Here is a 20,794-nt window from a genome sequence, read left to right as displayed (position 1 = left end):
AATAGCAATAGGCAATCTATTTTGCAATAGACCGCCTATTAATAATGATTATACGTTATTGTAAATAACTCGATGGATTAACTGGAACTTCGTTTTTACGCACTTCGAAATGTAAATGTGATCCTTTAGAGTTTCCTGTATTACCTACTAGTGCGATCTTATCTCCACGTTCTACAGTGTCACCTTCACTTACAAGCAATCCACCGTTTTTGATATGACCATAGAGCGTCCAAATACCATTTCCGTGGTCGATAATAATACAGTTACCATACCCACTCATATATTTAGAGATTAACACTACACCATCTTCAGCCGCATAGATCTCAGTTCCTGTAGGTGCTCCAAAGTCAATTCCTTTATGTGCTTTCTTTACTCCCGATATAGGATGAATACGCATACCGAAGTCTGATGTACTTCGATATCTACTATCAATTGGCATGCCAAATGTCCCGCCGGTGTATGGATTAGTTATACTATTCTTTTCTTTATTAAGTTTAGAAAGTTCTGAGGCTATTGCTACTAGCAATTGTTCCTGTTCTTCACTGATCACTTCTAACTCTTCAATATATTCATCTAGTTGTGAAACCTGTTCATTGTAAGCAACAACAAGAGTTTCCTTTTCCTCTTCCTTTGCAACTAGTGAAGCTTGCTCCGCTTCTAGCTTAGCATACAAGATTTGAAGCGCACCAAGTTGGTCTTCTACTTCAATTTTCTTCTGTTCTACTAATTCTTGATCAACCTTATATTGATCCAATGCCTCGCGATCTGATCGTAAGATCATCTGCAACGCATCAAATCGATCAAGAAAATCTGTGAAGCTTGCAGAGCTTAGTAAGACATCAAGATAAGAAACCGCACCATTTGAATACATAAGTCTAGTACGCTTCTGAAGTAACTCATCACGTTTTTCCACCTGTATAATGGCAGCTTCTAACTCTTGATTAGTTACAAACATTTCTGCTTCTTTATCGTCTTTTTGTTGTTCTGTTTTGTGTATATCTTGTGCAACTTTTCCGATTTCGGACATTAAGTTTTGAAGTTCAGCTTCGAGATCTTCAACCTGTTTCTTAATCGTATCTTTCTCTTCTTCTGCTTGTTGTACTTCATTAGCAGCTTCAGCGGCCTTTTGCTCAGCCGCCCTTTTTTGTTCATTAGCAGCTTCAATATCTTGTTCGATCTGAGAAAGTTTTGAAGCAATACTGCTAGGAGATCCTAATATTATTAATGCGATTAAAGCAAATGAAGTTAGAGTTAAGACTATTCTCTTCATTACCACTCACCTACATTTTCAAATACTTACGTATCGATATGACACTTACCCAAATCTCAACAAGAGAATCTAGTGAAATCATTGTCGTCGCAGTTAATGTAATCACTTATGCAAGTGGCAATAGTTGTAATAGTCTTTTTAATTTTATTGTAAGTAGCTGGATGGGTTAACTGGAACCTCATTTTTACGTACTTCGAAATGCAAATGTGGACCAGTAGAATTCCCTGTAGTACCTACTAAGGCAATCTTATCTCCACGTTTTACAGTATCTCCTTCACTTACTAGCAATCCACCGTTTTTGATATGTCCATAGAGCGTCCAAATACCATTTCCGTGGTCGATAATGATACAGTTACCATATCCACTCCAATATTTAGAGATTAGCACTACGCCAGCTTCAGCTGCATAAATGGAAGTTCCTGACGGTGCAGCAAAGTCTATTCCGTTATGTGCTTTTTTCACTCCAGTTATAGGGTGAATACGAACACCGAAGTTAGATGACAGGCGGTATCCATCGGCGATTGGTATGCCTAATTTTCCACCAGTGTATGGATTAGAAATACGTTTTTTCTCCGCATTCAGCTTGGAAATTTCGGAAGCCAATCCTACTAGCAATTGCTCCTGTTCTTCACTGATTACTTCCAATTCTTCAATATGTGCATCTAACTCGGACGATTGTGCGTTATATTTAGCAACAAGAGTTTCCTTTTCAGATTCCTTGGCAGCAAGTGAAGCTTGCTCCGCTTCTAGCTTGGCATATAAAACTTTAAGTGCACCAAGTTGCTCTTCTACTTCGATTTTCTTCTGTTCAACTAGTGCTTGATCTACCTTATATTGATCCAATGCATCACGATCTGACTCTAGAATCATCTGCAATGCATCAAAACGGTCTAAGAAATCTGTGAAGCTTGTAGAACTTAGTAATACATCAAGATAAGAAACTGCACCATTTGAATACATAAGTCTAGTACGTTTCTGAAGTAACTCATCACGCTTTTCTACTTGCGCGATTGCCGCTTCTAGTTCCTGATTAGTCACAACCATTTCTGCTTCTTTATCGTCTTTTTCTTTTTCAGTCTTATTTTTATCTTGTGCTACTTTTTCGATTTCCGACATTAACTTTTTAAGTTCAGCTTCTAAATCCTCAACCTTTTTCGCAATGGCATTTTTCTCTTCTTCCGCTTTTTGTGCTTCACTAGCAGCTTCAGCTGCCTTTTGCTCAGCTGCCTTTTTTTGTTCATTAGCGGCTTTAATATCTTGTTCAATTTGCGAAAGTTTTGATGCACTACTACTTGGAGATCCTATTACTATCGTTGCAAGTAGCGCTAATGAAGTTAGGTATAAGACAAGTCTTTTCATTACTACACTCACCTACACTTTCAAATACTTACGTACTGACATAACGCTACCCCAAATCCCAATAAGAGAACCCAGTGTAATCATTGTCGTCGCAGTTAATGTGATTACTTTTTCAAGTGGCAATAATTGTATCAACATAAGTGATAGATCATATTGGAACGCATGAACAACTTGATCGTAACCAAGAAGTATAATTATCGTTGTAACGATTGAACTTATAATTCCTATAAGAGCACCTTCAATAAAGAATGGCCATCTAATAAATGCATTTGTCGCACCTACTAGTTTCATAATCTCAATCTCTCTTCTTCTTGCTACAATTGTCATCTTAATTGTATTAGAAATAAGCAGCATGGCAGTTACTGCAAGTGCAATAACGATGGCAAAACCAGCATTTCGAATTGCATTAGTAATTTTGAATAATGTTTCCACCGTATCTTGACCATACTTCACTTCTTTAATTGGCTTCGGATCAAATGCATTGTTAATAATATTAATCTGTTGTGCTACCGTATCAACAAGCTGTGGGTTAAATACTTCTATTGTAAATGAGATTGGTAATGGATTATTTTCATCATCGTATCCTTCTAACCAATCGCTGTTATCTTCACCCATTTTATCTCGCAAAATTGCGAGTCCATCTTCTTTCGATACATATGTAAGCTTACTGACTTCGCTAATATTGCCAATTTTATTTTGCAACTCAGTAACAACTTCTTCTGATGCATCTGTTTCAAAATATACGCGAATCTGTACTTGACTCTCGATTTGAGAAGCCATGTAGTTCATATTTAATGCTAATAAAATAAATACACCTAAAATAAATAAAGAAATAAAAATAGAACTAATAGACGCGAAAGACATCCAACCATTACGAATAATGCTTTTGAATCCTTCACGTATATGTCGAGTTGCCGTACTAAGCTTCATAACCGTACTCCCCTCTTTGCTCATCACGCACAATATTGCCATTTTCAATAGCAATGACACGTTTTCGCATCGAGTTCACAATATCCTTATTGTGAGTTGCCATAACAATTGTAGTACCACGGAAATTAATTTCTTCGAGCAAATGCATAATATCTAACGATGTATCGGGATCCAAGTTTCCTGTCGGCTCATCTGCTACAATAACTGATGGATTATTCACAATTGCCCTAGCAATTGACACTCGTTGCTGTTCGCCGCCTGATAATTGCGATGGAAAGTTTTTATACTTGTGTTTCAATCCAACAAGTTCTAACACTTCCATTGTACGTTTCTTAATTACTTTGCGCGGTGCTTCAATTGCTTCCATTGCAAATGCAATATTTTCGAAAATTGTTAGTTTTGGAAGTAATCTAAAGTCTTGAAAAATAACCCCGATATTACGACGAACATACGGGATCTTACGTTGTTTCAACTTACCAATATTAAAGCCATTCACGAAAATCTGACCTTCAGTAGGAATCTCTTCGCGATATATCAGCTTCATAAATGTAGACTTACCTGCTCCTGATGGACCAACTAAATAGACAAACTCATTTCGATCTATTTTAACTGATACTCCATCGAGTGCTATCGTTCCATCGGTATACGTTTTTCTGATCTTTTCCATTTCAATCACGTTATCACATCCTGTAGAAAGTTCAATACTATGAATTCGACAGTATACATCTAATTCCTTCAATGTAATGCTATTATTAGGCAATTTTCACTTTTCTCATTTTTCAAAAACGTAGCATGCTGTCGGATGCTGACACATGATATGAACTACCCTTTTATTCTCTTCTTTACTATACGCAGTTTTTTGACCTCGCGCATAAACAGATTACCTCCGTTAATAAACCATTTAATGCAATAACTATACAAAGTTTTACTTTTGTAATACATTAAATTAAACAAACATATTTATGAATTATTTTAACTTTTCATGATATGTAACATGATTTCGTACTTCCAAGTTACTATTATTTTCTTTGACTACACAAGCAACTAGACGATTTTATGATCTTTATGGATTATTTTATCCAAGTGTATTAAGACAGAGGCTGTTTTATCGCCCTATGATAATATAAACTTAACAATTGGAGGAGGTCATTCTATGTTACGTAAGTTTAAAATACAACATCGATTGATTGGAACCTTCTTAATTGTCTCTATTCTTCCTATCTGCTTTCTTGGATATTATGCCTATCATCTTTATTCAGGATCGATCAGCCACAAACTTAGTAATTCTACTTATCAGGCCTTAACGTTAATAAATATAAATTTACTTGCCGAACTTCAAAATTATCAATATCTCATTGGATCTATATCCACGAATGAATTTGTACAAGAGAATCTGTCAAAAAAAATTACTGAGCAAGAGGATCAAGAAAATGCCAAAGAAGCTGCTATGGATAGTATTTTTAGAACTATCTTCCCATCACATGCTGTAACCGTAAGTGTATTTGATACTGATCGCAATCAATTTTATGAACTTGGATTTGAGACTATCGATACTCAAGCACTCGATAAAGCTATGAGAGATGTTGATGCGAATGCACCGTACGATGGCCTTACTTATGTCAAAACGGTTCGATCTTACGATACGCTTGCTCTTGGCCGGAAAATACATGCTGTAAACGACAGTTCTAAACAGATTGGTTATACTTTTGTATTCATTAGCGATGATTTATTCTCAAAGAACATCTTATCCACCGTTGATCTAGGAACTGGTTCTAAGCTTATGATTATGGGGCGAGATGGCACTGTGTTATCAGCGAACGATAAACTGATCCCTTTAGGAACACCGTATAAAGACGCGGAGCTTATCAATCAAATTAAGATGCAACAAGAGCGAGGAAAACAATCTTTCTCCGGACAGGTTAATAATACACATCAGCAAATTTCTTATATATATAATGAACAAATGGGCTGGTATCTCATTTCTACGATGCCTTTTTCCTACATTAATTCAGAGACAAGCAAAATTACAGGCAGTATGGCCATTATTATAGCTTTCATCGTTATATGCTGTATCGTGATCATTTCTGTAATGAACAAAAGTATTGTGAAGCCTATAAAGAAAATCATCACCTTCAGCAATCAAATATCAAATGGAGAATTCTCCAATCGTATTCAAGATGATCATGACGATGAAATGGGTGTTCTTTCTCGCAAAATGAATAATATGGTTAGTGAGATTGAACATCTAATGCAAAATCAGAAACTGGATCAAAAGCGTAAGCGAGAGTTAGAATTGCAAATGCTTCAGTCTCAGATTAATCCGCACTTTCTATTCAATACGCTGAACACATTGCGATGGCTTGCCATTATTAATCAAGTTCCCGTATTAAGCAACGGTATTACCTCATTATCAGAACTGCTTCGCAGCACAATTTTAGACAGTAATGAAGAAATTACAATTGAACAAGAACTGCTTAATTTATCCAACTATTTTGAAATACAAAAAATTCGCTATGCTGATAGTTTTCAAGTTGAATACGCTATCAATGATGAATTAATCCATTGCCCTATACCTAAATTCATCTTGCAACCCGTTGCTGAGAATGCCATCATTCATGGCTTATCGGAGCACGGAAAATCTATTAAAATAACAATTAAAGTGGAGCGAAAAGACCAATTTATCCATATAGAAATTATGGATGATGGCAAAGGATTTGATACAAATAGTTTTAAAAGTTCTGATAATAACAAAAAGTTATCTGGCATCGGCATAACGAATGTAGATGAACGAATTAAACTGTATTACGGAGAAGAATATGGTTTATTCATTACTAGTGTTATTGGAGAAGGTACATGTTGCACAATCATCATTCCATACGAAAGTCAATTTAGACAGGGGGGCAATCTTAATGTTTAATGTACTACTTGTAGATGATGAACCAATTGTGAAAATCGCACTTCGTACGATGATAGCTTGGGATGAACTCGGATTTCCTATCTGCGGTACTGCCTCCGATGGAGTCGAGGCATTAGCTTTAGTTGAAACATTACAACCAGATATTATCATTACAGATTTGAAGATGCCCAATATGGATGGGCTTCAACTCCTGAAAGAACTCAACGAACGTAACTACACCGGAAAGATTATTGTCGCTAGCAACTTTGGAGATTACGAGCTTGTACGTGAAGCATTGTTACTTGGTGCTGTTGACTATATGTTGAAAATTAGTATCAAGACCGACGAACTTATTGCCCAGCTTCGTAAGATAGCTACCCTCATCGAAGAACAACAGCATACATTACAAGAACAGGAAGCTAAAGAGCAATTTATACGAAGTAATCTTAAGAGTGTAAAAGGAGCCATTCTTAAAGAATACTTCACTGATACTTCTCATGAATTCATTCACTTTCTCCAAAGTAAACCGATTGTCTTACACTTAACGGATACTCCTAGTTATTTATTCTATATTACTTTTAATCGAGATATTTCAGAAGAACATGGTAGGAAGCCAGATGTCTCGGTTGCCTTTATTGAAAATATTATTCTAGATCTCATAGGCGATGTCCATCGTATTGAAGTGTTCCAAGTGGAAACTCAAGGTATTATTGCACTGATCTCAACAGAGCAGCTGAACAACCAGCAGATCGAACCGTTGGACTTTATTAATAAAATCCGTTCATTAATTAGCATGTATATTTCAATAGAACCTACCATTGTATACTCCAATGAAGTGATTGGCTACGTGAAGGCAAGAGAGGCATTTGGAGCATGTAAAGACGCACTAAATATAAACTTTTATAAATATCACCCAGTCATTTACATGAATGAAGTGAAGTTCAATGATGATTCCATTTGTACAAACTTTGTTGATTATTCCATCTCCATCATCAAACATTGGCGGCAATATGATAACGATTCGATCAAAGATAAGTTGAAAACACTCTTTATGGAATGCAAACAAAACAACACACATCCGGATATTGTTAAATCCTTTATTATTAAATGTCTAGACTACATTCCGTTATATGATAATAAAATACACATCGATGAGCCAAAGCAATACGAGCTCCTTAAGAAGAGTTTACTTGATTGCGACAACATAGAAGTGTTCGCCGAAAACTGTATACAAGCTTTTGAACATTTCAGCTTACTAACGGATGTTTCTACCGCTCCCGTGTATAAGAAAGAAGTGCTAGATGTCATCCACTTTATAGAGACACATTACCAAGGTAAGATCACGCTAGAAATGATCTCGAGCCATACCAACTTCAGCGAAAATTACTTATGTCGTATGTTTAAAGAACAGGTTGGAACAAGTTTGTTTAGCTATATCAACAATGTAAGAATGAACAAAGCAGCGGAATTAATGCGGAATGGCTGTAACTATATCAAGGAGGTATCTTCTGCAGTCGGTATTAATGATCAATTCTACTTTAATAGATTGTTCAAGAAATATTTCGGGATGTCACCTACTGAGTATAAGTCTCAACAATTACAAGCTTAATAAGGATGATAAATAGAAACAGGGCTGTGTGAAAAGTCTTAAGCGACTTTCCACACAGCCCTGTTTCTATTGTCTAATTCAATATTAATTAGCTACCTGTTCAGATTGAATTTGAGCGAATGATTGCTCAACCTTGTCCATCCATTGATCTGTTGTCATTTTCCCGGTCATAATGGGAGTCATCGTATTTCTAAATAATTCAGTCTTAATGTCGATTCTAGACCCTTTAGAGAGAGCCTTCCATTCTTGCAAAATGGTTGTTGCTCCATCATATGCACTGAACATTTCATAGACTCCTTTTGTTAAGTACGGCTTTGAAAGCTCACTAGCACCTTTTAGTGCAAATATACCATTAGATTTCTCTGCGAATAATTTGACAGATTGATCAGTGTAAAGAAACTTTAGAAATTCCTTCGCAAGCTCTGGATTGCTAGCTCTCACAGGAATCGAAAATTGTTCGTAGCTCATAAGAATAAAGCGTTGATCGCCTTTGTTGAATACTGGAACAGGAATCATACCAAATTCGAAATTCTCTTCTCTAGGTGCATTCTTCATTTCATTCTCCATCCATGTTCCATTCACGATAAATATTGCTTTACCAAGCATCATATCCGTTTGCGATTGCGTATGATTTAATGCAACGGTACCGTTCATTAAATACCCTTCCGTACCAATCCTCGCAAATGTATCTAGCACCTTCTTCACCATATCCGTAGAAAATGAACCTGGTTCGTAAGCAAAAATTCTTTTTAGATTATCAATACCAGCTGCATTTGCCAATGAAGGGTACATAATCTCTTCCAAATAGTCAGGATAGATTCCTTGGTAAGTAAATAAAGCTCGTTGCGTCTTGTTACCATTGCTGTCGACTAGATAATTCTCTTCTTTCTTCAGTTCCTCACCTAAAGCAAAAAAATCATCCCATGTTTCTGGCAACTTCCATCCTTTATCTCGAAATAACTTCTTATTGTAAATCAACCCCATAGGTCCCGTATTAAGTGGGGCTAGGTATACCTTCCCATCTTGATATGGAGAGAATCTTGTACTTTCTAGCATGCCTGGGAGAATCCTATCCTTCAGCAATTGATCGTTATCTAATGCCTTGCTTTCAAACACATCGCTAATATCTAACAAGGCTTTTTCCTTAACTAATGACGTAATTAGTCCACTTTGCTCGGTGTCCGTTACAACTAGAACATCTGGTGGATTACCAGCTACAATTTGGGGTCTAACAACATCTCCTATTCTAGGACTGTTAGTCATATTGATCTTTACACCTGGATATGCAGACTCAAACTCACTCACGATTTCATTCCAATATTCAGGCCCATAACCACCTTGAAAGACTGCAATATTCAACTCTTTATTTTTAAAATCGTGCAAAGTATCTGTAGTCGAAATTTGGTTTAGCGCATTGTTTGAAGGCGTATCCCTATTTAATGCAATCAAACTTACTATGACTATTACTGCAAGTATAAGTAGGCTAGCAACTTTCTTCATTGAGCCCTCCTAGATTCTTTTCTATCATAATAACACCTCAACTATACGTATTCGCCTCTTAACCATACATGAATAAATTAGACTAATCTATGTACAATATTAGCTTTATTATGAGTGACTAATCGTTATTAACTATCATTATTATAGCAGTTTAGTAAACGCTATCACTTGTTGTTTGCAACTTATCGAAAATTTTTGCATGTCTATGTACGATTCTATCTACATGCCCAAAACCTATTGAAATACATAATTCTAAGCACTAATCTAAATTTACGAAAAGACAAATAAACGATTTATAGGAGGGTTAACATGAAAAAAATTATTAGTCTAGCATTAACAGCATTTTTAACACTTAGCCTTGTTGCTTGTGGTAGTAATACTAACAACGGCGCTAATACTACCCCTAGTGATTCAGCTACTCCAACACCTACTCCAACAGCAGCTACTGAACCAGCTGAGACTCAAGTCTTAAAGTTTGCCGCGTTGGAAACCGCTTACGGTGCTGATATTTGGAAGAAAGTCGCTGCTGGTTTCGAGAATGCGAATCCTAACGTAAAAATCGAAACAACGATCGACAAAAGCCTTGAAGATGTAATCGGACCTAGTATGAAATCAGGAGATTTCCCAGATGTGATTCATATTTCTGTAGGTCAACCTAAAGGTATGACAGAAACATTCGTTAAAGATAATAACGTCCTTGATCTTACAGATGTACTTTCAATGACTGTTCCTGGTGAAAGCGTTACTGTAAAAGACAAAATTATTCCTGGTTTTACGGATACGTCGATTACGAATCCTTATAGCGATGGTAAGACCTATCTGATGCCGATGTTCTATAGCCCAACTGGTCTATTCTTCAATGCTGGCTTGTTTGAAGCAAAAGGTTGGACAGTTCCTACAACTTGGGATGAAATGTGGGCATTAGGCGACAAAGCTAAAGCTGAAGGAATTGCACTATTCGCCTACCCAACGACAGGATACTTTGATTCATTATTTTATGCATTGCTAAACGAAGTTGGTGGTCCTACATTCTTCGATGATGCAATGAAATATTCCGAAGGTGTATGGCAAACTCCAGAAGCAACACAAGCATTCGATATTATTAGTAAGCTTGCTAGCTACACTGAGCAAACTGTTCCAGCTAATGCTAATAAAGATAACTTTGTTAAAAACCAACAGCTTATTCTAGACAATAAAGCTCTATTTATGCCAAACGGCACTTGGATCGTTGGTGAAATGGGTAATGCACCTCGTGCAGAAGGATTCAAATGGGGCTTCACTTCTCTACCAGCTGTAAAAGATGGCGGTGACCGCTACTCCTATACATTCTTTGAGCAAATTTGGGTTCCAGCTAAAGCAGAACATCCAGATCTAGCTAAACAATTTATTGCTTATCTTTACTCAGACGAAGCAGCTGCTATTTTTGCTGAAGCTGGCGCAATTCAACCGATTAAAGGGTTGTCCGACAAATTAGAAGGTGACAATAAACTATTCTATAGTATCTACGACAATGGTACTAAAGCAGCTATGGGTGCATTTGCTACAACTGATCCCGTTGAAGGTGTAAGTATTTCTGATACGGTATTTGGTACAGTGGATTCCCTTGTAACTAAAGCTAAAACAAAAGAGCAATGGGTTGAAGCTATTACGAAAGCAAGCGATGCATTACGTGGGGCACTTAAATAAATCAATGTAATAGTAAATTCGAATTAAATCTTTGAACAAAGGTGGCATGCGAAAGCTGCCACCTTTGTTTTCACCTTGGGAAGGAGATGGGCACATGGATATCAAGAAGGGACAACGACGATTTATTTTCTTCTGTCTTACTCCCGCCGTAATCCTATTCATTGTTTTTCTAATTATACCTACAATAAATGTATTTCGTATGTCCACCTACAAATGGGGCGGCTATACAGATGAAAAAACCTTCGTAGGCCTGCAAAATTTCACTAAGCTGTTTCAAAGTGATAAATTTTATCAAGCTTTCCAAAATAGTCTTCTACTAATCGTAGTCGTGACCATTATTACTTTTGCTTTGGCACTTGTATTCGCATCCATACTTTCCCGTGAGAAACTAAAAGGGCAAAATTTATTGCGAGTTATTTTCTATATTCCGAACATCCTATCGGTTGTCGTTATTAGTGCTATTTTCTCTGCAATATATGACCCGAATAGTGGACTTCTGAATGCAATTTTGAATTTATTCCGTGGAGCAGAGTCAGCGCCTACCCTTTGGCTGGGTGATCAGAAGATCGTTATTTTCTCTCTCTCAGGTGCAATGATCTGGCAGGCCATTGGTTATTATATGGTGATGTATATGGCGAGTATGGCGAACGTTCCCGAAAGCTTATATGAATCCGCTGAGCTTGAAGGTGCAAGTCGGATGGAGAAATTTTTCAGTATTACAATCCCGTTAATCTGGACGAATATTCGTACCACTCTAACCTTCTTCATCATTAGTACGATCAACATGAGTTTCTTATTCGTTGTAGCGATGACTGAAGGCGGTCCCGATGGTTCAACAGAAGTATTCCTTAGCTATATGTACAAAGAAGCTTATACCAACTCTTCTTACGGCTATGGTATGGCAATCGGTGTTATTGTATTCCTGTTCTCATTTGCACTAGCTGCTATCCTGAATGCAGTCACCACACGTGACCATTTGGAGTATTAAGGAGGCAACAACTTGAACAATAATAAACTCACCAAGCCTGGTTTTAGTGACAAGATTTATAAGGGCTTCAACTATATTGTGTTAATTTTACTTGCAATTATTATTATCGTCCCAGTAGCCTGGGCATTCATTGCGTCCATCAAGCAGGATGTTGAGTTTTACGGTAATCCTTGGGTTCTCCCACAAGGGTTCTATCTACAAAACTTTGCTGATGCTTGGGAAAAAGCTAAGATGGGCAGTTACATGCTTAACTCCCTCATCGTTACAGCAATTGCACTTGGACTTCTACTTGTCATTGCATTACCAGCCGCTTATGTCCTTTCAAGATTCAAATTTAGAGGTAGCGTCTTCTGGAATACGATGTTTATGGCAGGGTTATTTATTAATGTGAATTACATTGTCGTTCCTATCTTTCTCATGCTTAATAGTGGTGATAAAGCCGTTCGTGGTTTTCTCGGACATCCGATATTTCTAAATAATTTATTTGTATTGGCACTTGTCTACGCTGCAATGGCACTTCCTTTCACCATCTATTTGCTGTCGGGCTATTTCAAGTCATTGCCTAAAGAGTTTGAAGAGGCAGCTTCTGTTGATGGCGCAGGCTATTTCCGAACAATGGTGCAAATTATTATGCCTATGGCTAAGCCCAGCATTGTAACTGTTATCTTGTTCAATTTCCTTTCCTTCTGGAACGAATATATTATTTCGATGACTTTGTTGACGACGCCAGGACTTCGGACGTTACCAGTTGGACTAATGAATCTTATGGCAGCTCAAAAGTCAGCTGTCCAATATGGTCAAATGTATGCAGGACTCGTAATTGTCATGCTGCCAACACTTATTCTATATATTTTAGTACAAAAGAAGCTTACCCAAGGCATGACCATGGGCGGGCTGAAAGGTTAAGGTGCTGCTATGAGTGAATCCGTGCGGAATCTGTTACGCAATTATTTAATGCTGATTGTATTCATTATCGCTGTCGTTCTCGTTATTATTGGGCAAAAAAATATTGGCCCATCTGGACTAGGCCTGATGCTTCTGGGATTAGCACTTCTCATAGGTCTTCTCTGGTTCTACAATCGTAAATTCAAATAAAAGGAGAGTTACTTAAGATGAACATAGGACGGGTCACGATCCCAACGGATCTAGATATTATTCCTCAAACAAAAGAAGTGATGAAGCGTTGGGGAGCAGATGCTATACGTGATTGCGATGGTACTGACTTCCCCGCAGAACTTCGGGATATTGATGCTAAGGTGTATTCCACTTACTATACGACTCGTAAAGAAAATGGATGGGCGCTAGCAAATCCAGAAGAGATTCAGCAAATGTATATTATGACAGCCTTCTATACAGCCGAGCAATCTACCCTCTCGATTCCCTTAATGAAGGGTCTATATCCAGATATGCTGAAGATCAATAGTTATGACGATATTAAGCGATGGTGGGAAGTCATCGACCGTACCACAGGATCAGTTGTATCCAAAGATCAATGGAGTTATAACGAAGAAACAGGCAGTGTCGTGATCGATGCAACCCCCTTCCATGATTATACCGTTAGTTTCTTAGCCTATATTATGTGGGATCCTGTACATATGTACAATGCCGTTACGAATGATTGGAAAGATGTTGAGCCGCAGATTACGTTTGATGTTCGCCAACCGAAGACACGTGAGTTCACGATGCAACGTCTACGTCAATTCATTGAAGAACATTCCTATGTTAACGTCATTCGCTTTACGACTTTCTTCCACCAGTTCACACTTATCTTCGATGAGCTGGCACGTGAGAAATATGTCGATTGGTATGGATATTCAGCCTCTGTTAGTCCTTATATTCTTGAGCAATTCGAACAAGAGGTTGGCTATCCGTTCAGAGCCGAATATATTATTGATCAAGGTTACTATAATAACAACTATCGCATACCAACGAAAGAATTTCAGCAATTCCAAGCATTCCAACGTCGCGAGGTTGCCCTACTAGCCAAAGAATTAGTTGACATTACACATGAATATGGGAAAGAAGCTATGATGTTCCTTGGTGACCACTGGATTGGAACTGAACCATTTATGGATGAGTTCTCAACGATTGGGGTAGATGCTGTCGTTGGTAGTGTAGGTAATGGTTCCACACTTCGTCTAATTAGTGATATCCCTGGAGTGAACTATACAGAGGGCCGTTTTCTACCTTATTTCTTCCCTGATACATTCCATGAGGGTGGAGATCCAGTACGTGAAGCGAAAGTAAACTGGGTTACGGCTAGACGTGCCATTCTGCGCAAGCCAATCGATCGAATTGGTTATGGTGGCTATTTGAAACTAGCACTAGATTTCCCGGATTTCATGGAATACATTGAAAGTGTTTGCGATGAGTTCCGTACGTTGTACGATAATGTCCAACAAACAACTCCCTATAATGTTAAGACTGTAGCCGTACTGAACTGTTGGGGTAAAATGCGTGCATGGGGCAATCATATGGTCCATCATGCACTCTATCAAAAGCAAAATTATAGCTATGCAGGGATTATAGAGACATTATCGGGTGCTCCATTTGATGTTAAATTCATTAGCTTCGATGATATAAAGAACGATCCTTCCATTCTACAAGGAATTGATGTCATCTTGAATGTAGGTGATGGTGATACAGCTTATACAGGGGGGGATTGGTGGCTAGACACTGACATCGTAACATCTGTGAAGCAATTTATTCATGAAGGTGGTGGATTCATCGGTGTCGGTGAGCCTGCGGCTCATCAAGCAAACGGACGATACTTCCAGCTAGCAAATATCCTTGGTGTAGAGCAGGAACGAGGCTTCACTCTCGGCTATGATAAGTATAACTGGGAAGAAAAAGCACACTTTATAACGGAAGATTGTCGTGTAGATGCAGACGGAAACAAGATCATCGATTTTGGAGAAGGTAAGAAAAATATATTCGCGCTTGAAGGTACAACCATCCTCCGTCAGGTGGATAAAGAAGTACAACTTGCAGTGAATGAATTCGGTAGTGGACGTGCCGTCTATATTAGTGGATTGCCATATAGCTTCGAGAACAGTCGTCTTCTCTATCGAGCGATTATGTGGAGCACGCACAGCGACCACGAGCTTCACCGCTGGTTCAGTGACAACTACAACGTCGAAGTTCATGCCTATGTAAAGAACGGTAAATACTGTGTTGTTAACAACACATATGAATCACAAGAAACTGTCGTTTATCGCGGAGATGGTTCTAGCTTCTCACTCAAGTTGGAAGCCAATGAGATCAAGTGGTATGAGATTTAAGATGATCTACTAGTTCTGGTAGTGATATTTTTTCGCTACCCCGTAGCTTTCTCAATAAATAGAGAAATGTATAAAAGGTCTTTAGCGCTTTCGATCCATGTGGATTGATAGCTCTAAAGACCTTTTTGTGTCCAATAGCGTATTCTATTGGCTGCGTTCTAAATATTCAGTTACCCAAATAGATGTAGTATTCATAACTTCTTCAGCACGTGCAATAGCTGCTTCAACTTGAGGTTTAGCAGTACCACCATATACATTACGAGCATTTACAACCTGCTCAGGCTGTAACACATCATATATACGCTCGTCGAACAAATCAGAGAACTTAATAAATTCTTCCATACTTAGATCAAGTAAGTATTTATTGTTTTCAATGCAGTATAGCACCGTTTTCCCGATTACTTCGTGAGCTTGGCGGAACGGCAGACCTTTATTAACTAAGAAGTCAGCGATATCCGTAGCATTAGAGAAATCTTGATTCACTGCTTGACGCATACGATCTTTATTGACTGTCATTGTTGCGATCATTGGCGCGAACAATTGAAGAGCACCTTGCATCGTTGTAACGGTATCAAACATGCCTTCTTTATCTTCTTGCATATCTTTGTTATACGCTAGAGGTAAAGATTTCACGACTGTTAGCAAGCCCATAAGGTTACCGTACACACGTCCTGTTTTACCACGAACTAGTTCTGGTACGTCAGGATTTTTCTTCTGTGGCATAATACTACTACCGGTGCAGAAGGCGTCATCAAGTTCAACAAAGTTGAATTCGGTGCTTGACCACATAATTAATTCTTCACTGAGACGAGATAAGTGCATCATAACGATTGATGCATCTGCTAGAAACTCTAAAATAAAGTCACGGTCACTTACCGCATCAAGACTGTTCTCATATACACGATCAAAATGCAATTGGCTTGCAACAAAGTGACGATCAATTGGGAATGTAGTACCAGCGAGTGCGCCAGCACCTAGTGGAAGAACATTGATACGTTTGTAACTATCTTGTAGACGCTCGATATCACGACCGAACATTGATACATAAGCCATCATATGATGTGCAAATAAAATAGGTTGAGCACGTTGCAAATGGGTATATCCAGGGACAATCGTATCGATGTTCGCTTTAGCTTGTCCGATCAAAGCTTCTTGTAACTTGCGAAGCAATTCAACGAACTCAACTACGCGCTTACGAAGCCAAAGATGCATATCCGTAGCAACTTGGTCATTACGACTACGTCCTGTATGAAGTTTACCACCTACAGCACCAATATCATCGATTAATGCTTTTTCAATATTCATATGAATATCTTCATCACCAATAGTGAACTCTTGCTCTCCGTTTTTGATACGATCTAATACGCGCAATAGACCTGCTTTAATCGTTTCAACATCGTCTTGTGGTACAATACCTTGCTTGCCTAGCATTGTTACATGCGCTAGACTACCTTGAATATCTTCTTCAGCAAGCGCCTTATCAAATGTAATCGACGCTGTATATTCTTCAACTAATTGATCCGTTTTCTTCGTGAAACGGCCACCCCAAAGCTTACTCACTTCTTCAGCACTCCTTCTTATTGATACAGGGAAACGGAAGAGCCCTATACGAAATGGTTGTCTTATAAGACTTCCAACATGTCGTATATGATTCTTCCGCCCATGATCTTTGAATTATTACTTGTTCTGAGTTACACCAGCAGAAACTTTCAAACGCAATGCATTCAAACGGATAAATCCAGTTGCATCACCTTGATCATATGCTTGTGATGGATCAGCTTCCATTGTAGCGATATCAGGGTTGTACAAGCTTACTGGGCTTTGAACGCCAGCTCCGATAACATTACCTTTATACAATTTCAAACGAACGACACCAGATACATTTTTCTGAGATTCCGTCACCAGCGCTTGCAAAGCAAGACGTTCAGGAGCGAACCAGAAACCATTGTATACTAGCTCACTATATTTAGAGATCAGAGAGTCACGAAGATGCATAACTTCACGATCCATTGTTAGAGATTCCATCTTACGATGTGCTGTAAATAGAATTGTTCCGCCTGGAGTTTCATATACACCACGGCTCTTCATACCTACGAAGCGGTTTTCGACCATATCAACACGACCGATACCATGTTTCCCACCAAGCTCATTCAATTTCTCCATAATAGCAAGTGGAGACATTGCTTCGCCATTAATAGCTGTACAATTACCTTGTTCGAATGACAGTTCAACGTATTCAGCTTGATCCGGAGCACGCTCAGGAGACACGCTTAGTACATACATTGGTTCATTTTCTTCAGAACTTGGATCGAACCAAGGGTCTTCTAACACACCGCTTTCGAAGCTAATATGTAGCAAGTTGCGGTCTGTAGAATAAGGTTTTGCAGCAGATGCTGATACTGGAATATCATGTTTCTCTGCAAAAGCGATCATCTCTGCACGACCTGGGAAATCGTTACGGAATTGCTCAGAACGCCAAGGAGCAATAATTTCGATTTCTGGTGCTAGTGCAGCTACACCTAGCTCAAAACGAACTTGGTCATTACCTTTACCCGTTGCACCATGTGCAATATATTTCGCACCTTCAGCACGAGCAATTTCTACCATACGTTTCGCAATAAGCGGACGTGCAATAGATGTTCCTAGTAAGTATTGACCTTCATACATTGTTCCAGCTTGGAACATTGGGAAGATGAAATCTTGAGCGAATTCTTCAGTAAGATCATCGATGTATACTTTAGAAGCACCTGTTTTTAAAGCTTTTTCTTCTAGACCATCTAGTTCTTCCTTCTGACCGATATCAGCAGTAAATGCGATGATTTCCGCGTCATATGTTTCTTTTAGCCATTTCAAGATGATTGAAGTATCCAAACCACCAGAATAAGCCAGTACAATTTTATCCTTTGCCATGTTATTGATTCCCTTCATATTTCATTTATTATGACATGATTGCAGCCATAATCGCCTTTTGAGCATGTAGACGATTTTCAGCCTGATCAAAAATAATAGAGTGTTCGCCATCAATTACGCTCTCTGTTACTTCCTCACCGCGATGTGCAGGTAGGCAGTGCATGAATTTAAATTCTGGCTTAGCAAATTGAACAAGATTATCATCGATCTGATAGTCAGCAAATGCAAGTTCACGTTCTTTTTGCTCTTGTTCTTGGCCCATACTTGCCCATACATCAGTATACACAAAGTCTGCACCTTCCATTGCTTCTTTTGGATCATGACAAACTACAATTTTCGCACCAGTATCTTCTGCGATAGCCATAGTTTGAGCAATAATATCTGCGTCTGGTTCATAACCTACAGGTGTTGCAATTGACATATGAACGCCTAGTTTAGCAGCACCCATCATTAGAGAGTGTACCATATTGTTACCGTCACCGATATATGCAAGTTTCACATTTTCAAACGTACCTGTTTGCTCGTAGATCGTTTGGAAGTCAGCAAGTGCTTGGCATGGGTGAGATAGATCCGTCAATCCATTAATAACTGGAATAGTTGCTCCACGAGCTAACTCAACTACTTTACGATGTTCGAATGTACGAATCATAATTCCATCTAGATAACGAGATAATGTTTGTGCTGTATCAAGAATCGTCTCACCACGACCGATTTGAAGATCATTACCGCTCAAGAATAGACCTTGACCACCTAGTTGGTAAATACCAACTTCAAAAGAAACACGCGTACGTGTAGAAGATTTCTCAAAAATTAAACCTACTGTTTTACCTTGCAATACTTTATGTTCAATGCCAGCTTTTTGTTTTTGTTTCAAATCAATAGCTAGCTCAATCAAATACATAATTTCTTCTTGTGCAAAATCAACTAACATTAGAAAATCGCGGCCCTTCATACTTTGAGCGATTTCTTCTTTGGATCTTACCATGTTTAAAACCTCCTAAAAGCTTTTCGTGGACTTCCTGTAATAACTTCCTGTAACGAAAAGTTACTTCGGAAGCTTAATCTTAACTTTTCATTAACTGGAGACTTCGAATGAATGACATATTCGAAGTCCATTAAGCAACAAAGTATTACATCGTGATAACAGTCGGACGTTTAGAGTTTCCTATCGATTGCTTAGCAACTTCGTTAGTATTTGTACCGCTTGATCGATTTCTTCATTAGACACTAGCAAATTAGGTAGCAAACGAATCACGTTTGGACCAGCAGAAATGACTAGCAAGCCCTCACTTTGTGCTTCTACGATGACACTAGCTATCGGCTCTTTACATTCAATACCGATAATTAGCCCTAACCCACGTACTTCATTTACGAATGAGCAGCCACTAAGTTTCTCACGTAATTGCGTGATTAGATATTCACCTTGCTTCGCTGCATGATCAACTACCTTTTCTTCAACGATCGTTTCAATCGTCGCTTTCACTGCAGCTGTCGCAATCGGTGTTCCACCGAATGTAGAACCATGACTACCTGCTGTAAACCCTTCTCTTAACGCTTCCTTAGCGACCATAGCGCCTACAGGGAATCCGCTACCTAAACCTTTTGCTAATGTAAATATATCAGGTTCAATACCAAAATGCTCATAAGCGAACAATTTACCAGTTCTACCCATTCCCGTTTGGATTTCATCTATGATTAATAAAATTCCCTCAGACTTACAAAGCTCAGCAACTTGCTTAATATACGTTGGATCAACAAGCAGTATACCACCCTCAGCTTGAACCATCTCTAGCATAACAGCTGCTGTTTTGTCAGTGATTGTTGCTTTCAGTAGCTCAATATCATTTAGTGCAATATGAGTAAAGCCTTCAGGTAATGGTAAAAATCCTTCCTTCACCTTATCTTGCCCAGTCGCTGTTAATGTTGCAAGTGTACGACCATGGAAAGATTGTGTGAATGAAATGACTTCATAACGACCATTACGAGCAACTAGTTGTTGATAACGACGAGCTAACTTAATAGCTGCTTCATTCGCCTCAGCACCAGAATTACAGAAGAATACAGCATCACCACAGCTATTATCGGTAATAAGCTTTGCAGCATCTGCCTGATTAGGAATTTGAAACAAATTCGAAATATGCCATAGTTGATCTAACTGCGCTACTAATGCTTCCTTTACACGTTGCGGCACGTGACCTAGATTCGTAACAGCAATTCCACTCATAAAGTCTAAATATTTATTACCTTCACTATCCCACAGCCAGCTACCTTCGCCTTTAACAATGGCAAGTGGATATCTTGCATACGTTGGAAATAATGATCCACCCGCTACTTCTATCGTACTTTGACTCATATTAAACACTCC

General features: G+C 38.5%; 16 protein-coding genes. 7 read left to right on the top strand and 9 right to left on the bottom strand.

What is annotated here, in order from left to right:
* Nucleotides 1–55: 55 nt before the first annotated feature.
* From NV377_RS24815 to ftsE, 4 genes are all read right to left on the bottom strand, one after another.
* The gene (locus NV377_RS24815; protein ID WP_258203517.1) at nt 56–1,270 is read right to left on the bottom strand and encodes a murein hydrolase activator EnvC family protein; all 1,215 of its coding nucleotides are present in this window, start codon (nt 1,268–1,270) and stop codon (nt 56–58) included.
* 144 nt (nt 1,271–1,414) lie between these two features.
* Nucleotides 1,415–2,629 carry a murein hydrolase activator EnvC family protein gene (locus NV377_RS24810; protein ID WP_258203516.1) on the bottom strand — a complete coding sequence of 405 codons (1,215 nt, stop codon included), beginning with the start codon at nt 2,627–2,629 and terminating at the stop codon, nt 1,415–1,417.
* A 12-nt stretch (nt 2,630–2,641) separates the two neighbouring features.
* Complete coding sequence (gene ftsX, locus NV377_RS24805; protein WP_258203515.1) at nt 2,642–3,559, bottom strand: permease-like cell division protein FtsX; 918 nt, start codon at nt 3,557–3,559, stop codon at nt 2,642–2,644.
* Nucleotides 3,549–4,235 (bottom strand): cell division ATP-binding protein FtsE, encoded by a 687-nt coding sequence (gene ftsE / locus NV377_RS24800; protein WP_258203514.1) that lies wholly within the window; start codon nt 4,233–4,235, stop codon nt 3,549–3,551. The genes ftsX and ftsE overlap by 11 nt, the downstream gene beginning before the upstream one ends.
* Before the next feature lie 477 nt (nt 4,236–4,712).
* Here ftsE and NV377_RS24795 point away from each other — a divergent pair, with 477 nt between their 5' ends.
* Nucleotides 4,713–6,476, top strand: coding sequence for a cache domain-containing sensor histidine kinase (locus NV377_RS24795; RefSeq protein WP_258203513.1), 1,764 nt, complete (start codon nt 4,713–4,715; stop codon nt 6,474–6,476).
* Nucleotides 6,469–8,064 (top strand): response regulator, encoded by a 1,596-nt coding sequence (locus NV377_RS24790; RefSeq protein ID WP_258203512.1) that lies wholly within the window; start codon nt 6,469–6,471, stop codon nt 8,062–8,064. The genes NV377_RS24795 and NV377_RS24790 overlap by 8 nt, the downstream gene beginning before the upstream one ends.
* A gap of 84 nt (nt 8,065–8,148) precedes the next feature.
* Here NV377_RS24790 and NV377_RS24785 read toward each other — a convergent pair whose 3' ends face one another.
* Nucleotides 8,149–9,564 (bottom strand): carbohydrate ABC transporter substrate-binding protein, encoded by a 1,416-nt coding sequence (locus tag NV377_RS24785; protein ID WP_258203511.1) that lies wholly within the window; start codon nt 9,562–9,564, stop codon nt 8,149–8,151.
* Nucleotides 9,565–9,873: 309 nt separating this feature from the next.
* Here NV377_RS24785 and NV377_RS24780 point away from each other — a divergent pair, with 309 nt between their 5' ends.
* From NV377_RS24780 to gnpA, 5 genes are all read left to right on the top strand, one after another.
* Nucleotides 9,874–11,250, top strand: coding sequence for a carbohydrate ABC transporter substrate-binding protein (locus NV377_RS24780; RefSeq protein WP_258203510.1), 1,377 nt, complete (start codon nt 9,874–9,876; stop codon nt 11,248–11,250).
* Between the two features lie 94 nt (nt 11,251–11,344).
* A complete protein-coding gene (locus tag NV377_RS24775; protein WP_258203509.1) occupies nt 11,345–12,238 on the top strand; it encodes a carbohydrate ABC transporter permease in 894 nt (297 codons plus the stop codon).
* A 12-nt stretch (nt 12,239–12,250) separates the two neighbouring features.
* Nucleotides 12,251–13,144, top strand: a complete 894-nt coding sequence (locus NV377_RS24770) for a carbohydrate ABC transporter permease (protein ID WP_258203508.1) — start codon at nt 12,251–12,253, stop codon at nt 13,142–13,144.
* Nucleotides 13,145–13,153: 9 nt separating this feature from the next.
* Nucleotides 13,154–13,333: a DUF6903 family protein gene (locus tag NV377_RS24765; protein ID WP_258203507.1), complete on the top strand. Its 180-nt coding sequence runs from the start codon at nt 13,154–13,156 to the stop codon at nt 13,331–13,333.
* A gap of 17 nt (nt 13,334–13,350) precedes the next feature.
* A complete protein-coding gene (gene gnpA / locus NV377_RS24760) occupies nt 13,351–15,519 on the top strand; it encodes a 1,3-beta-galactosyl-N-acetylhexosamine phosphorylase (RefSeq protein WP_258203506.1) in 2,169 nt (722 codons plus the stop codon).
* Nucleotides 15,520–15,663: 144 nt separating this feature from the next.
* On the opposite strand, the gene argH is transcribed toward gnpA, so the two are convergent.
* The 4 genes from argH to argD all read right to left on the bottom strand — a co-directional run bounded on the left by argH (nt 15,664) and on the right by argD (nt 20,782).
* Nucleotides 15,664–17,079, bottom strand: a complete 1,416-nt coding sequence (gene argH / locus NV377_RS24755) for an argininosuccinate lyase (protein ID WP_258203505.1) — start codon at nt 17,077–17,079, stop codon at nt 15,664–15,666.
* A gap of 117 nt (nt 17,080–17,196) precedes the next feature.
* Entirely contained in the window at nt 17,197–18,429 is a 1,233-nt protein-coding gene (locus NV377_RS24750) for an argininosuccinate synthase (RefSeq protein WP_258203504.1), read from the bottom strand.
* Between the two features lie 28 nt (nt 18,430–18,457).
* A complete protein-coding gene (gene argF, locus NV377_RS24745) occupies nt 18,458–19,414 on the bottom strand; it encodes an ornithine carbamoyltransferase (protein WP_258203503.1) in 957 nt (318 codons plus the stop codon).
* Between the two features lie 180 nt (nt 19,415–19,594).
* Nucleotides 19,595–20,782: an acetylornithine transaminase gene (argD, locus tag NV377_RS24740; RefSeq protein ID WP_258203502.1), complete on the bottom strand. Its 1,188-nt coding sequence runs from the start codon at nt 20,780–20,782 to the stop codon at nt 19,595–19,597.
* Between the last annotated feature and the right edge of the window lie 12 nt (nt 20,783–20,794).

This window comes from Paenibacillus endoradicis (genome assembly GCF_024721975.1).
Note: the sequence above shows the minus strand (reverse complement) of the source record. Positions and strands in the feature narration are given on the sequence as shown.

Excerpts from the sequence above, each read along its gene's own strand:
- NV377_RS24815 (WP_258203517.1), bottom strand. The coding sequence starts at position 1,270 with ATGAAGAGAATAGTCTTAACTCTAACTTCATTTGCTTTAATCGCATTA.
- NV377_RS24810 (WP_258203516.1), bottom strand. The coding sequence starts at position 2,629 with ATGAAAAGACTTGTCTTATACCTAACTTCATTAGCGCTACTTGCAACG.
- ftsX (WP_258203515.1), bottom strand. The coding sequence starts at position 3,559 with ATGAAGCTTAGTACGGCAACTCGACATATACGTGAAGGATTCAAAAGC.
- NV377_RS24795 (WP_258203513.1), top strand. The coding sequence starts at position 4,713 with ATGTTACGTAAGTTTAAAATACAACATCGATTGATTGGAACCTTCTTA.
- NV377_RS24790 (WP_258203512.1), top strand. The coding sequence starts at position 6,469 with ATGTTTAATGTACTACTTGTAGATGATGAACCAATTGTGAAAATCGCA.
- NV377_RS24785 (WP_258203511.1), bottom strand. The coding sequence starts at position 9,564 with ATGAAGAAAGTTGCTAGCCTACTTATACTTGCAGTAATAGTCATAGTA.
- NV377_RS24780 (WP_258203510.1), top strand. The coding sequence starts at position 9,874 with ATGAAAAAAATTATTAGTCTAGCATTAACAGCATTTTTAACACTTAGC.
- NV377_RS24775 (WP_258203509.1), top strand. The coding sequence starts at position 11,345 with ATGGATATCAAGAAGGGACAACGACGATTTATTTTCTTCTGTCTTACT.
- NV377_RS24765 (WP_258203507.1), top strand. The coding sequence starts at position 13,154 with ATGAGTGAATCCGTGCGGAATCTGTTACGCAATTATTTAATGCTGATT.
- gnpA (WP_258203506.1), top strand. The coding sequence starts at position 13,351 with ATGAACATAGGACGGGTCACGATCCCAACGGATCTAGATATTATTCCT.
- NV377_RS24750 (WP_258203504.1), bottom strand. The coding sequence starts at position 18,429 with ATGGCAAAGGATAAAATTGTACTGGCTTATTCTGGTGGTTTGGATACT.
- argF (WP_258203503.1), bottom strand. The coding sequence starts at position 19,414 with ATGGTAAGATCCAAAGAAGAAATCGCTCAAAGTATGAAGGGCCGCGAT.
- argD (WP_258203502.1), bottom strand. The coding sequence starts at position 20,782 with ATGAGTCAAAGTACGATAGAAGTAGCGGGTGGATCATTATTTCCAACG.